Genomic DNA, 13431 nt, shown 5'->3' on the forward strand with positions numbered 1-13431 from the left:
TCGGCAAAGGCACGGCCCGCGATGCTCTGACGTTCGGTCATTTCAGAAAGGGGTTTGGCCGTGCCTCAAAGGAAGATCTGCGAAAGATCGTGGGTCGGTCTTTCCTGCCGGGTCAGGTCCAGATCGCTTTCGATGTGGGTCAGGTGGGCCCGCATGCTGGCGATGGCGCCTTCCTTGTCGCGGGCCTCGATCTGGTCGACAAGGGCCGAATGCTCTTCGGGTCCGCAATCGTGCAGGGCGGCCTGCCGATAGATGACCGTGATAAGCGAACTTCGGGTGATGAGGTCATGCAGGACACCACGCAGGAAGGACGACCCTGACAGTTCGGCCAGAAGCAGGTGAAAATGGCCCGAGAGACGGATCGCCGCGGTCTTGTCGGCGCGCGCGGCGGCGGCGTATTCCTTGGCGGTGTGTTTTCTCAGGCAAGCGACCTGTTCGTCGGTGATCCGCTCGATCACGCGTCCGACGATACGCTCTTCGATCTGCTTGCGCAGGAAGAACACGTCGCGCGCCTCGTCCACATCAGGTTCCGACACGAAGGCACCCCGGTTGGGAATGATGCAGACAAGCCCGTCCTGTTCCAGGGCGGTCAGCACCTGGCGCACCCGCGCGCGGCTTACCCCGAAAACCTCGGACAGCTGCTCTTCCTTCAGCCGCGTTCCGGGCCGAAGCTTGTTCTCGGCGATCGACAACCAGATACGCTCGCAAATCTCGGCGGTGGTCGCCTTGCGGGCTGGTGCATCCTGGCTCATTCATATCTCCCTGCTTGGGTCAGAGTGGGCGAGGCTCTTGCAATTCTGACCAAAAATCAACATATAACTTGACTACAAAATTGTAGACAATAATGTACACCAAGACTGATGCGGCCCTTCGAAGATGTCGCCGGCAGCAGAAATTCCTTTCGGCCTTGACCGACGACTCGGAGGACTCCATGGATTTTGACTTCACGGCAATTGCGCCCCAGGACCGCTATCGCCTGCTGACGAACTTCATCGGCCCGCGCCCCATCGCCCTGGTGTCCACGCGGTCGCCCGAGGGGCAGAACAACGCCGCGCCGATGAGCTTCTTCAACGTCTTTTCCCATGATCCTGCCATCGTGATCCTGGGCATCCAGACCCGCCCCGACGGCGCGGAAAAGGACACCATGCGCAACATCCGCCAGACCGGCGATTTCGTGGTGAACATGGTGGACATGGCCCTGGCCGATGCCATGCTTGTCTGCGGCCTGGGTGTCGGCCCCACGATTGACGAAATCGCGCTGGCCGGGCTGAACGATCGGCCCGGCACCCAGGTATCGGCCCCCCGTGTGGCGCAATCGCCCTGCGCGATGGAATGCCGGGTCGAACGCCTGATCGAATACGAACGCCGGGTGATCGTTCTGGGGGAAGTGGTGCACATGCATGTCCGCCCCGATTGCCTTGACGCGGCGGGGCGGTACGTCAACCCCGAGACCTATCAACCGATTGCGCGGCTTCATGCCGACAACTACATCACCTCGGACCGCCAGTTCGAAATGCCCTCGCCGGGGCTGGACGCGGTGCGCGCCCGCCTTGCCGAAATGGAGGGCTGAGCCATGCGGATCAACGTGATCAACCCGAATTCGACGCCATCGATGACCGCCTTGATCCGCCGCAGCGCCGAACGTGTGGCCTTTCCCGGCACCGTGATCGAAACGCACAACCCGCTTTCGACTCCGGCCAGCATCGAGGGCCACGCCGACGAAGCCATGTCCGTTCCCGCCATGCTGGACCTGATCCGCGCCGGAGAACGTGCGGGCATCGCAGGCCATGTCATCGCCTGTTTCGACGATCCCGGCCTGGGCGCGGCGCGTGAAACGGCGCGCGGTCCGGTTGTCGGCATCTGCCAGGCGGCCGTGCAGGTGGCCATGACTGTTGCGGCGCGGTTTTCTGTGGTGACCACCCTGCCCCGGTCGGTCCCCATCATCGAGGATCGGGTGGAAAGCTACGGCGCGGGCCACCGCTGCCGCGCGGTGCGGGCGGTGGACATGCCGGTTCTTGCCCTGGAAGAGGACGGCGAAGACGCCATCGCACGGCTGGTGCGCCAGATCGAGGCCGCCCGTGACCAGGACCGCGCCGAAGCCGTCATCCTTGGCTGTGCAGGCATGTCCGATTTCTGCGCCACGCTGACAGCGCGCACGGGCGTGCCGGTCATCGACGGGGTGATCGCCGCCGTGAAAATGGCCGAGGGGCTGGTTCATGCCGGGTTCCATACGTCGAAACTGGGCAGCTACGATTTTCCGCGGCCAAAGGCCCCCGCTCACGGCGCGGCGGGGGCCGGGTCCATCGCCTCGGCCACTCGGTGACAGGCGACGCGGCTGCCGTCAGGGTGGCTTAGCATTGCCGGGCGCTCGGCCTGGCAACGTGCGTCGGCCAGCGGGCAGCGGGTGTGGAAGGCACAGCCCGAAGGCGGGTTCAGCGGGCTGGGCACCTCGCCCGAGGGTGCTTCGCGGCGGCGATGCGGGTTGCGTACGTTCGGAATCGTTTCCAGCAGCATCCGCGTATAGGGGTGCTTGGGTTCGGCAAACAGGGTTTCGGTGGGCGCCTGTTCGACGATCCGGCCCAGGTACATCACCGCGATCTGATCGGACATGTGGCGCACCACGCTCATGTCATGGCTGATGAACAGATAGGTCAGGTTCATTTCGTCCTGAAGCCGGCGCATGAGGTTCAGGATCTGCGCCTGCACCGACACATCCAGCGCCGATGTGGGTTCGTCGCAGACCAGGAACCGCGGCTCGCCCGCCAAGGCACGGGCGATCGAAATGCGCTGGCGTTGACCGCCCGAGAATTCATGGGGGAACTTGCGCGCATCCTTGGGTGACAGGCCGACAGTGCTCAGCAGGTCGGACACCCGGTCGGAAATTGCCGCGTCACCGTCGCGCAACTTCAATTCCCGAAGCGGTTCGGCGATGATGTCGAACACGCGCCAGCGCGGATTGAGGCTTGCATAGGGGTCCTGGAAGATCATCTGCGCCGCCAGAGGCTTGCCCGCCGGGTCGGTCGAAAACCGCAGGCTGCCCCGCGTCGGGCTGTAAAGGCCCGTCACCAGCCGCGCGACAGTGGATTTGCCGCAGCCCGATTCACCGACAAGGCTGAGGCACGACCCGAAGGGCACGTCGAAACTGATGTCGTCGACCGCCCGCAGAAAGGCGCGCGGCTTGCGTTCCACCACCCGGTTCAGCCAGGGCGCCGAAACGTCGAATTCGCGGGTCAGGTCGGTAACGGAAAGGGCAGCAGTCATGCCACATCCTCCTTGTCGTTCAGCCAGCAGGCGCTGGCGCCACTGCCGCTGACCACCAGTTCGGGGCGATCGGTGCGGCACTTTTCCATGACATGCGGGCAGCGCGGATTGAACGCACAGCCCCGCGGGATCGAATCCAGACGCGGCATCGATCCGTCGATCTGGGTCAGCATCGGCTTACGCGCGCCCAGCTCGGGGATCGATCCCATGAGCCCGGCGGTATAGGGGTGCTGCGGATTGCCGATCACCTCGACCACCGGGCCGATTTCCACCAGACGCCCGGCATACATCACCGCCACCCGGTCGGCGGTTTCGGCGATCACGCCCATATCGTGCGTCACCAGCATCACCGCCGTACCGTGATCGTCACACAACCGGCGCAAAAGTGCGGTGATCTGGGCCTGGATCGAAACATCCAGCGCGGTCGTCGGTTCGTCGGCGATGATAAGCTTCGGGCGCGCCGCAAGGGCCAGGGCAATGACGACACGCTGGCGCATGCCGCCGGAAAACTGGTGCGGATAATGATCGACCCGTTCATCGGGCGCGGGAATGCCGACTTCGGCCAAAAGTTCGACGGCCCTTTGGCGCGCCTCGCGACGTCCAAGGTCCAGATGCTGCCGGATGGTTTCAATCAACTGCTGGCCGACCGAAAACAAGGGATTCAGCGAGGTGAGAGGGTCCTGGAAGATCGCCCCGATCTCGGCCCCGCGCACCTTTTCCATATCACGATCCGAAAGCCGGTCGATCCGCCGGCCCGCCAGGTGAACCTCGCCGCCCGCGATGTGACCGGGGGGTTCCAGCAAGCCCTGAACCGCCAGGCCGGTCATGCTTTTGCCGGCGCCGGATTCACCGACGACGCCCAGAATCTCACCGGGCTGGATTGACAGCGAGATACCGTCAAGGGCCGTCAGCGTGCCGTGGCGGCCCGGAAACTCCACGCTGAGCGCGCGAACGTCAAGAACGGGGGTATCGCTCATCATGTGTCCTTCGCCATGGGAAAGCTGGGCGGGAAGATTTCGGCCAGGGGCGGATGGCCCCAGCTGCGTTCGGGGTATTTGGCCACCACGCCGTCGTATTGCGCCTGCGCACGCGACTGGGCCTTTTCCAGGTCAAGGCCGGCAACCTGACCGTTCGCCATCGAAAGGCGGCCGTTCACGAAGACGGCGCGCGTCACCTTGCCCGAACCGCCGGCCACAAGGGTCGTGATCGGATCGATCGCGGGGGTCATGACCGGATCGTCAAGGCCGAACACCGAGATGTCCGCCGGGCCGCCCACATGCAGGCGCCCCAGATCGGGCCGCCCCAGCGCATCGGCGCCCCCCAGTGTCGCGGCGTTCCACAGGTCGGCGGAACTGGCGCCCTGCGGGCCGCCTTCCACGATACGCGCGGCGATCAGGCCCACCAGCAGGTTCAGCAGCATGTCGGGCGGCGTGGTATCGGTGCCCATGGCAATGTTGATGCCCCGCGCCTTCAACCCCGCGAAAGACCGCAACGCCGATCCGCCGCCCCGGCATGACACCAGCGGGCAGTGAACGACGCTGACACCATGCCTTGCGTAAAGCTCCAGATCCGCGTCGGTGGCCACCGTGGCATGGGGGGCGATCAGCCGGTCGCTCAGCAGGCCCAGGCTGGCCAGCCAGCCGGGGGCGGTGTGGCCATGCAGGCGCTGCACCACGTCGCGTTCCATCGTGCCCTGCGCCATGTGCAGGCGGAACCTGACCCCCAGGTCACGCGCGGCATCGTCGGTGCGGCGCAGCAGGGTTTCGGTGCAGGTTTCCACCCGGTCGGGGGCCAGCATCCCGTTCACCAGGCCATCATGGCGGCCCGACTGCGCGCCTATGAAGGCGACGGCATCGGCAAGCCCGGCCAGACCGCGTTCTTCATCAAAGACGGGTTCCATGCGGTCGGGCGCCTCAAGAACCATGCCCCCCGCGCGATAGGCCGGAGACAGGAACACCCGAAGCCCCAGATCGCCCGCGGCATCGGCGGCGGCGTTGAATTCGCCCACCGTTTCGCCCCATTCGCGGTAGAACAGCGAAGCGATGGGCGCCGCCGTGGTGATACCGTTCAGCAGAAGCTGCGCGAAGGCATAGCGTTTCTGAAAGGCCAGTTCTTCCGGCGAATACATTTCGTAGGGGCCGCTTTCGACGTAGGAGCGCGGCCAGACCCGCCCCTTGGCCCAACCGGGGTGATTGTCGATGCCCAGAATGGTGGTGTCCAGGTCCGACAGGGCGTCAAGGTCGATCAGCCCCGGAGAGATCAGCGATCTGCCCATGTCGATCCGGCGCGCCACCTCGCCTCCGAACCGCTGACCGATGAACAGAACCTTGCCGCCCTCGATCACCACCTCTGCGTCCCGGATCAGTTGGTGCCCGTTGTCGCCGTGGCCCAGCACCCAATCGGCGCGCAGCGCGGTGCGGCCCCCGGGCCTTTCGCCCAGCGTCAGTTGCGAAAGGTCGGTCATGGCATGGATACTCCTTCAACGCAGAATTCGCCGCTCCGGGCCACGACACGGCCCGCCTTGACGACAAGGGGCCGGGGCGCGGTTTCGACGACCGCATGGGCCAGGGTTTCACCCGCAACCAGCGTCAGATCGGCAGGCGCGCCAACCTCAAGGGTGTGGTCGGCGATTCCGATGGCGGCCGCCCCGCCGGTGGTGGCGGTATCCAGCAGCGCGACCAGTTCCTCGTCACGGCGCAGCTTGTTCTTCATGCCCACGATGCGGGCTCGGTCCAGCATGTCGGGCTGCCCCCAGGGGCCCCAGGTATCGCGGATGCCGTCACAGCCGATGCCCACCTTCACCCCCGCCGCCCGCAACGCCAGAAGCGACGGGCAGGTCGCCGAGGGCGCGCCGGTGGTGAAGATCCGCATGTCGAGCCGCGCCAGGCGGTCGATCAGGCCCGCAACCCGCGCCTGATCGGGCATTCCCAGGCAAAAGGCATGGGAGATGCCGACGCGCCCCTGCAATCCTTCGGTTTCGGTGCGGTCCATGATCATCTCCATGGTGAAGGCGCCCAGCTCGCCCGGTTCGTGCAGGTGAATGTCGATGGGTTTGCCGTGCTTCACCGCCAGCGCGAATGTCGTGTCCAGCGATGCCTTCGGGTCGCGGTCAAACGACGACGGATCAAGCCCGCCCACCACGTCGGCCCCGGCAGACAGAGCCTCGTCCAATAGCTCGGCCGTGCCGGGGCGCACCATCAGGCCGGATTGCGGAAAGGCCACGATCTGCATGTCGACGGCACCGGCCAGCGCGTCACGCGCCCGCATCTTGCCCTCAAGCAGCGAAAGGCGATGGTCGGTGTCCACGTCCACATGGCTGCGGATATGGGTGGTGCCGGTGCGGATCAGGCGGATCGCGTGGCGCATTGCCTGGCGGTGCACGTCGATGCCCAGCGGAATGCGCGAATGGCGTTCGTTGTCCACCAGATCCTGCAGGGTTCCGCCCTTGCGCCCGTCATACCAGGGCATGTCCCACATGGTCTTGTCCAGGTGGGTATGGGTTTCGGCCAGCCCCGGTATGGCGATGGCGCCGGCGCCGTCCTCGATGGCCACGCCCGGTGCGTCGATGCCGGGGGCAATGCGGGCGATCCGCCCGTTTTCGATCAGCATGTCACAGGCATCGTTCGCCATGGGCCGCAGATTGCGGATCAGAAGATCGGACATTTCGATTACCTCAGTTTCGGGTTCAGGGCGTCGCGCAGCCAGTCGCCCAGCACGTTGACCGACACCACGATCAGGCAAAGTTGCAGCACCGGGAACAGAACGACCCACCAGATGCCGGAAAACAGGAACTGGTTGCCCAGGCGGATCAGGGTGCCAAGGCTGGGCTGGCTTGGCGGCATGCCGATGCCCAGGAACGACAGTGTCGCCTCGGTCAGGATGGCCAGGCCGAAGTTCAGCGTCGCCGCCACCATGATCGGCGTCAGGGTATTGGGCAGGATGTGGCTGACCATGATGCGCCGCGCGGGCACCTTCAGAAGCTGCGCCGCCTGCACGTATTCCTTGCCCCGCTCGACGGTTGTCTGGGCCCGCACCAGGCGCGCATACTGAACCCAGCCCGACAGCGCGATGGCCAGAACCAGAACCGCCGCGGCGCCCACCTCGCGCAGGTCGGGCGGCAAGGCCTGCATCGCCAGCGCGCTGACCAGGATGGCGATCAGGATCGTGGGGATCGACAGCAGGATGTCGCCAAAGCGCATCAGGACATTGTCGGTGATGCCGCCGAAGTATCCGGCCACCAGCCCGGCCGTCAGGCCCACGGTCAGCGACAGGATCACCGACGCGATGCCGATCAGGATCGAGATCCGCGAGCCATAAAGGATCGCCGAGAGCATGTCGCGCCCCTGGGTGTCGGTGCCCAGCAGGAAGGGCATCTGCCCCTCGTCCATCCAGATCGGCGGCAGTTCCGAATTCCACAGCGAAAGCTGGGCAGGGTCATAGGTGTCCTGGGGGGCGATCCAGGGCGCCGAGAATGCGGCCAGCACCACCAGGAGCAATACAGCCGCCGCGATCATCGCCGGTTTGTTGTGGGTAAAGGAATACCACAGGTCGCTTTGGCGCAGCCGCGCGAACCGCGACGGGCGGGCGATGGGCTGCGCCGGTTTGGCACTGGCGACGGTATCGCGGGAAACGGGGCTTGGCATGGCGGCGTCCTCAGCGTGTGGCATGGCGCAGGCGCGGATCGATCACCGCATAGGCGATATCGACCACGGTATTCAGCGTCACGAAGATGAACGAGATGATGCACAGGTAGGCGGCCATCACCGGAATATCGAGAAATGTCACCGCCTGGATGAACAGCATCCCCATGCCCGGCCACTGAAACACCGTTTCTGTGATCAGCGCGAAGGCGATCAGGGCGCCGACGTTCATCGCCGTCATAGTGATGACCGGCATCAGGCAGTTCTTCAGCGCATGGCGGAACTGGATGCGCCAGCGCGGCACACCCCGGGCGCGGGCGAACTTCACGAAGTCGGATCGCATGACCTCCATCATCTCGGCCCGCACCAGGCGCATGATCAGCGTGATCTGGTACAGCGACAGCGAGATCGCCGGCAGCACCAGCGCCGCGCGCCCCGATGGCGTGAGCAGCCCTGTCGACCACCATCCAAGATCCACCACCTCGCCGCGCCCGAAGGCGGGGGCAATGCCCAGGATCACGGAAAACACGAGAATGAGAAGGATGCCGACAACGAAGGACGGAAGCGAAACACCGATGATCGACACGAACTGAAGGGCCTCGGCGTGCCATCGCCCCCGGTGAATGGCGGTAAGAACCCCAAGTGGAATTCCGATCACCAGGGAAAGGATCGTCGCCACCAGAACCAGTTCCATCGTCGCGGGGAACCTGTCGGCGATCAGGCCCAGCACCTTCTGCCCGTTGCGATAGGAAATGCCGAAATCGCCCCGAGCCGCGTTGCCGACGAACCGGAGATACTGGGTGACGAAGCTGTCGTTCAGGCCAAGACTGTCGCGCAGGGCCTCCTTGTCCTCGATCGACATCTGGTCGTTTGCCATGATCTCGACCGGGTCGCCCGCGGCACGGAAGATCAGGAACGCCAGGAACGCGACCGCCAGCATCACCATGGCTGCGTTGAACAATCGCTTGAGGATGAAGACAAGCATACGTCCGCCTTTCAGGGATAGGGGCCCCGGCCCGTTGCGGGCCGGGGCATGTCGTCGGGGTCAGTCGGCCAGCCGGGTCAGCCAGTGGCGCGGCTTGTTGTCGGCACCGATGGCGACATCCTCGACCTTGTCGGTCATCGCCCAGGCCATGGGCTGCTGGTGCAGCGGCAGCATGATCAGTTCATCCTTGGCAAATTGCATCGCCCCGGTTTCGATCGCCAGGCGCTTTTCGCGGTCCAGCTCCAGCGCGGCCTTCTTCACCATCTCGTCAAGTTCGGGATAGGACCACCCCCCACGGTTCGACACGCCGGCCGCCCCTTCGCGGGTCGAAAGCACCTGGCTGAGGATCGAGTAGGCATCCAGCGTCGGTTCGTTGGCCCAGCCCATCAGGAACATGTCGGCTTCGCCATTGTTGCGCTTGGGCGCCTGGATGGCCCGCGGCCCGATGTCCAGCGTGGGCTTCAGGCCGATCCGGGTGAACATCGAAATCAGCGCCGAACAGACGTCTTCCTCGTTCACGCTTTCGTCGGTCATGCACAGCAGGGTGAATTCGGCCCCCGTTGCCCCCGCTTCTTCAAGCAGCGCCTTGGCCTTCTCGACGTTCACCTCGGTCAGCTTGTCCAGTTCCTCGGTATAGCCGGGAATTTCCGGCGCGATCAGCGTACCTGCGGCGCGCGACATGTCGCGCATGACCCGCTTCTGGATCAGCTCGCGGTCGATCGACATGTCGATGGCCTGTCGAACCCGCAGATCGTTGAAGAAGTTGTCGCGCCCGTCCTTCAGGGTGTCACGACGGTTCATCCCGATCAGCACCGTGCGCAGTTCGGCCCGTTGCACAACCGTGATGTTCGGCTGCGCCTCAAGGCGGGCCACGTCCTGCAACGGCGCGCCGTCGGTCAGGTCGATCTCGCCCGACAAAAGCGCCGCCACCCGGGTCGAGGGCGACGAGATCGGCATGAATTCGATCATGTCCAGGTTGTGCTTCTTCTCGTCCCACCAGTTGTCGTTGACCTTGAGCACCGTCTTGCTGTCGGGAACCCGGCTGACCAGTTCGAAGGCACCGGTGCCGTTGGTGTTGTGGGTGGCAAAGCCCTCGACCTTGGCACCAACGTCGGTGGGCTCTTCGGCACCGTTGTCCTTCAGCCAGTCGGCATCGAACATGAAGATGTTGGTCATGTCGTTCAGGAACAGCGCACTGGGCGAGGTCACGGCGATGTCCACCGTGTAGTCGTCAACCTTGGTCACATCGGCATAAAGCGGGATGTTGCCGCGCAGGGGCGACTTGGGGTCGCTGACCCGTTTCATCGACGCGACAACGTCATCGGCGGTGAATTCGGCGCCGTTGTGGAATGTCACGCCCTTGCGCAGGTTGAAGCGCCAGGCCTTGCCATCGTCGATCAGTTCCCAATCGGTGGCAAGGGCCGGAACGATATCGAAATCGGGCGTATAGCGCACCAAGCCGTCATAGATATGGTTCAGGAACGCCAGGTTCGACGTGCTGCCATAGGAATAGGGATCCAGCGAATAGATGTCGCGCGGACTGCCCCAGCGCAGGGTTTCGGCACTGACCGAACTGGCCAGCATGCACGACACCACTGCGGCGCCGATGGTGGCTTTTGACGTGAATCTCATTCGTAACTCCTCCCGATCATCATTGTTCAAGCTCTTCTTCTCAAGGAAACGAGGTGCGCCCATAATTGTCAATCATTTTGTCAACATTTTGCTCTACAATCCTCGGAGCAGGCGCCCTGCGCGAAAAAAACAGGCGCCGAAACATCGGCTGCCGCACGAACGGGCGGAAAACCGACAAGGCGCGGCGCCCCCCCCCGGGGCAGCGGTTGAGTGTTGCGCCTTGGCTCGGTACGACTTGAACAGACAGTGGTGAAGGGGAACTCATGCGCGGGATGATCGGGCAGGCCGTCGGCTGGATGATCGTCGTCCTGGCCAGGCTGATAACGGCGGTTCGGGGCATCTGGATGGGGATCGAACCCTCGTCGCGGCAGCGCATCTATTTCGCCAACCATGTCAGCCACGGCGATTTCGTGCTGATTTGGACGACACTGCCCACCCATCTGCGCCGACGGACCCGTCCCGTCGCGGCGGCCGATTACTGGAATGCCTCGGGCATGCGCCGATTCATCGGGCGCGATGTCTTCGACGCGGTCCTGATCGAACGGCCAAAGGTGCCGCCCGACGCGAAAGGCCCCGATGCCATCGGCATCATGTCCCAGGCGCTGGAAAGCGGCGATTCCCTGATCCTGTTCCCCGAGGGCACCCGCAACACCACCCCCGAACCCCTGATGCCCTTCAAGTCCGGCCTCTTCCGCCTGGCCCAGGCGCACCCCGAGGTCGAACTGGTGCCGGTCTGGATCGAGAACCTGAACCGCGTCCTGCCCAAGGGAGAATTCGTGCCGGTTCCCATCATCTGCACCGTGACCTTCGGAGCGCCGCTGCATCTGAAGCACGGTGAGGAAAAGGATGCCTTCCTGGCCCGCGCCCGGGCCGCCATGCTGAACCTGCGTGTCACCGAGGAGCCCGCATGACCGATGTCCAGACCGACCTTCTGAAGGTCATCGGCGGGATCGCCGTGATCCTTGTCTTCGCATCTCTCATCGGCTGGGCGCTGCGCCGCTTCGTGGCACCGGGCGGGACGGACGATGCCATCGCCAACCTGAACGAACGGGTCCGCGCCTGGTGGGGGATGGTTCTGCTGCTGTCGCTGGCCTTTCTGGCGGGGCGGACGGGGGTGATCGTTCTTTTCGCGCTGTGCTCCTTCGCGGCGCTGCGCGAATTCACGACGCTGACCAATTTTCGGCAGGCCGACCACTGGGCGCTGGCCGCCACCTTCTTTGTCGTCCTGCCGGTCCAATATGTCCTGATCGGCATCGGCTGGTACGGGCTCTATTCGATCTTCATTCCCGTCTATGTCTTCCTGCTTGCCCCGATTGTCGTTGCCCTGCGCGGCGATACGCAATCCTACTTGGTACGCGTGGCCGAAACCCAATGGGCGGTGATGATCTGTGTCTTCTGCGCCAGCCATGTTCCCGCCCTTCTCAACCTCGAAATTCCGGGCTTCGAGGGGCGGAATGTGCTGCTGATCGTCTTCCTTGTCGTGGTCGTCCAGATGAGCGATGTCCTGCAATACGTCTGGGGCAAGCTGTTGGGGCGGCGCAAGATCGCGCCGCGCCTGTCGCCATCCAAGACCGTCGAGGGTTTCGTCGGCGGGGTTGCCAGCGCCACGACGCTGGGGGGCTGCCTTTGGTGGATCACGCCCTTCGGCCCGCTTGGTGCAACGCTGCTGGCCTTCGTGATCGCCCTCATGGGGTTTTTCGGCGGGTTGGTCATGTCGGCCATCAAGCGTGATCGGGGAGTGAAGGACTGGGGGCAGACGATCTCGGGGCATGGCGGTTTCATCGACAGGCTCGACTCGGTCGTGTTTTCGGCGCCGATCTTCTTTCACCTCGTCCGCTACGGATGGTCGATGACATGAACGCCGGTTTCCGCAAAGCGGCCCGGCATCCGGCCACCCACGCGGGCGTTGCGTTCCTGTTGATGGGCGGCTGGGCGATGATCGCCAACCACGGCCATGCCCTTGACCAAAGGCTGATCTCGGGCGCCGCGCAGGGGGCCATGTCGGCGGCGATCACCCTGGCGCTGAAATCCGCGATCGAGGCGATTTCAGCGGGATCTCGCGGGCTAACCGCGCTCTGGGCGCCGCCGCTGGCCTGTTTCGCGGTTTCGCTTTGCCTGCTTGTCGCCATACACGCCGCACTTGGCACGCCGGAAATCGCGGCGACGATTGCGGTGCCGCTTCTTACCTCGACGACCTATGGCGCGCTTTACAGCTTCACGCTCTGGCGCATGGCACAGAAAGGGACCCGATGACCGAAGAACAGCCCGCCGCCCGCCGCCCTCTGGCCAGCCGTCAGACCGGTTGGGCCAGGGCCGCCGCATCATGGCTGGCCCGCACGCCCCTGACGCCCAACCATATTTCCATGCTGGGCATCCTCTTTGCCGCGCTGGCCGGTCTTGCCCTGGCGGCCAGTGCCTGGTGCGATGGCGCCGCCCGGCCCGCCCTTCTTGTTGCCGCGATGATCGGCATTCAGCTTCGCCTGTTGTGCAACCTGCTGGATGGCATGGTCGCGGTCGAAGGCGGCAAGGGCGCGGCCGACGGTTACTTCTGGAACGAGGCGCCAGACCGCCTTTCCGACATCCTGATCCTTGTGGGCGCGGGTCTTGGCGCGGGGTTGCCGATTCTGGGCTGGGCCGCTGCCACCTTCGCGGTGCTGACGGCCTATATCCGCGAACTTGGCCATGCCGCCGGGCTGGCGCCGGACTTCGCCGGCCCCTTGGGCAAACCGCAACGCATGGCGCTGTTTACCCTGGCCGCCCTGCTGGCCATGTTCGAACCGGTGCTGGGCCTGACCCAGGGCGCCATTCTTGCCCTTGCGCTGTGGATCGCCATTGCCGGAACCGTTCTGACCGCACTGCGCCGCTCGGCCCGCCAGATCGCGGCTCTGCGTTCGTGGAAGGGCTGAGCGCCCA

14 protein-coding genes are annotated in these 13431 nt (G+C 64.7%); 6 read left to right on the top strand and 8 right to left on the bottom strand.

The genetic code is table 11. The features are described 5' to 3' along the window. Positions 1-65: 65 nt before the first annotated feature. Positions 66-752 (bottom strand): GntR family transcriptional regulator, encoded by a 687-nt coding sequence (locus H7828_RS13840; RefSeq protein WP_226781643.1) that lies wholly within the window; start codon positions 750-752, stop codon positions 66-68. 179 nt (positions 753-931) lie between these two features. Between H7828_RS13840 and H7828_RS13845 the strand changes: the two genes are divergently transcribed. Together H7828_RS13845 and H7828_RS13850 are read left to right on the top strand one after the other, a co-directional pair. Next, positions 932-1570, top strand: coding sequence for a flavin reductase family protein (locus H7828_RS13845; protein ID WP_226781644.1), 639 nt, complete (start codon positions 932-934; stop codon positions 1568-1570). Positions 1571-1573: 3 nt separating this feature from the next. Beyond that, positions 1574-2323, top strand: a complete 750-nt coding sequence (locus H7828_RS13850; RefSeq protein ID WP_226781645.1) for an aspartate/glutamate racemase family protein — start codon at positions 1574-1576, stop codon at positions 2321-2323. Here the strand turns inward: H7828_RS13850 and H7828_RS13855 are convergent. The 7 genes from H7828_RS13855 to H7828_RS13885 are packed head-to-tail and all read right to left on the bottom strand — an operon-like array spanning position 2278 to position 10518. Beyond that, the gene (locus tag H7828_RS13855) at positions 2278-3261 is read right to left on the bottom strand and encodes an ABC transporter ATP-binding protein (protein ID WP_226781646.1); all 984 of its coding nucleotides are present in this window, start codon (positions 3259-3261) and stop codon (positions 2278-2280) included. The two genes, H7828_RS13850 and H7828_RS13855, sit on opposite strands and share 46 nt — an antisense overlap. After that, complete coding sequence (locus H7828_RS13860) at positions 3258-4238, bottom strand: ABC transporter ATP-binding protein (RefSeq protein ID WP_226781647.1); 981 nt, start codon at positions 4236-4238, stop codon at positions 3258-3260. Before H7828_RS13860 ends, H7828_RS13855 begins: the two co-directional genes overlap by 4 nt. Then, positions 4238-5725, bottom strand: coding sequence for an amidohydrolase family protein (locus H7828_RS13865; protein WP_226781648.1), 1488 nt, complete (start codon positions 5723-5725; stop codon positions 4238-4240). Before H7828_RS13865 ends, H7828_RS13860 begins: the two co-directional genes overlap by 1 nt. Beyond that, on the bottom strand, positions 5722-6924 hold the full coding sequence (locus tag H7828_RS13870) for an amidohydrolase family protein (RefSeq protein ID WP_226781649.1): 1203 nt from the start codon (positions 6922-6924) through the stop codon (positions 5722-5724). The genes H7828_RS13865 and H7828_RS13870 overlap by 4 nt, the downstream gene beginning before the upstream one ends. A gap of 5 nt (positions 6925-6929) precedes the next feature. Beyond that, positions 6930-7904 (bottom strand): ABC transporter permease, encoded by a 975-nt coding sequence (locus H7828_RS13875; protein ID WP_226781650.1) that lies wholly within the window; start codon positions 7902-7904, stop codon positions 6930-6932. Between the two features lie 10 nt (positions 7905-7914). Next, complete coding sequence (locus H7828_RS13880; RefSeq protein WP_226781651.1) at positions 7915-8886, bottom strand: ABC transporter permease; 972 nt, start codon at positions 8884-8886, stop codon at positions 7915-7917. A gap of 60 nt (positions 8887-8946) precedes the next feature. Beyond that, a complete protein-coding gene (locus H7828_RS13885) occupies positions 8947-10518 on the bottom strand; it encodes an ABC transporter substrate-binding protein (RefSeq protein ID WP_226781652.1) in 1572 nt (523 codons plus the stop codon). 263 nt (positions 10519-10781) lie between these two features. On the opposite strand from H7828_RS13885, the gene H7828_RS13890 reads away from it, so the two are divergent. Genes H7828_RS13890 through H7828_RS13905 form a run of 4 tightly spaced genes read left to right on the top strand, consistent with a single transcriptional unit; the run spans position 10782 to position 13424 of the window. Continuing rightward, positions 10782-11429 carry a lysophospholipid acyltransferase family protein gene (locus H7828_RS13890; RefSeq protein WP_226781653.1) on the top strand — a complete coding sequence of 216 codons (648 nt, stop codon included), beginning with the start codon at positions 10782-10784 and terminating at the stop codon, positions 11427-11429. Then, complete coding sequence (locus tag H7828_RS13895) at positions 11426-12376, top strand: phosphatidate cytidylyltransferase (RefSeq protein WP_226781654.1); 951 nt, start codon at positions 11426-11428, stop codon at positions 12374-12376. Before H7828_RS13890 ends, H7828_RS13895 begins: the two co-directional genes overlap by 4 nt. Next, positions 12373-12771 carry a hypothetical protein gene (locus H7828_RS13900; RefSeq protein WP_226781655.1) on the top strand — a complete coding sequence of 133 codons (399 nt, stop codon included), beginning with the start codon at positions 12373-12375 and terminating at the stop codon, positions 12769-12771. Before H7828_RS13895 ends, H7828_RS13900 begins: the two co-directional genes overlap by 4 nt. Beyond that, positions 12768-13424 (top strand): CDP-alcohol phosphatidyltransferase family protein, encoded by a 657-nt coding sequence (locus H7828_RS13905; RefSeq protein ID WP_226781656.1) that lies wholly within the window; start codon positions 12768-12770, stop codon positions 13422-13424. The genes H7828_RS13900 and H7828_RS13905 overlap by 4 nt, the downstream gene beginning before the upstream one ends. Positions 13425-13431: the final 7 nt, after the last annotated feature.

Source organism: Oceaniglobus trochenteri (assembly GCF_020529025.1).
GTDB classification, from domain to species: domain Bacteria; phylum Pseudomonadota; class Alphaproteobacteria; order Rhodobacterales; family Rhodobacteraceae; genus Oceaniglobus; species Oceaniglobus trochenteri.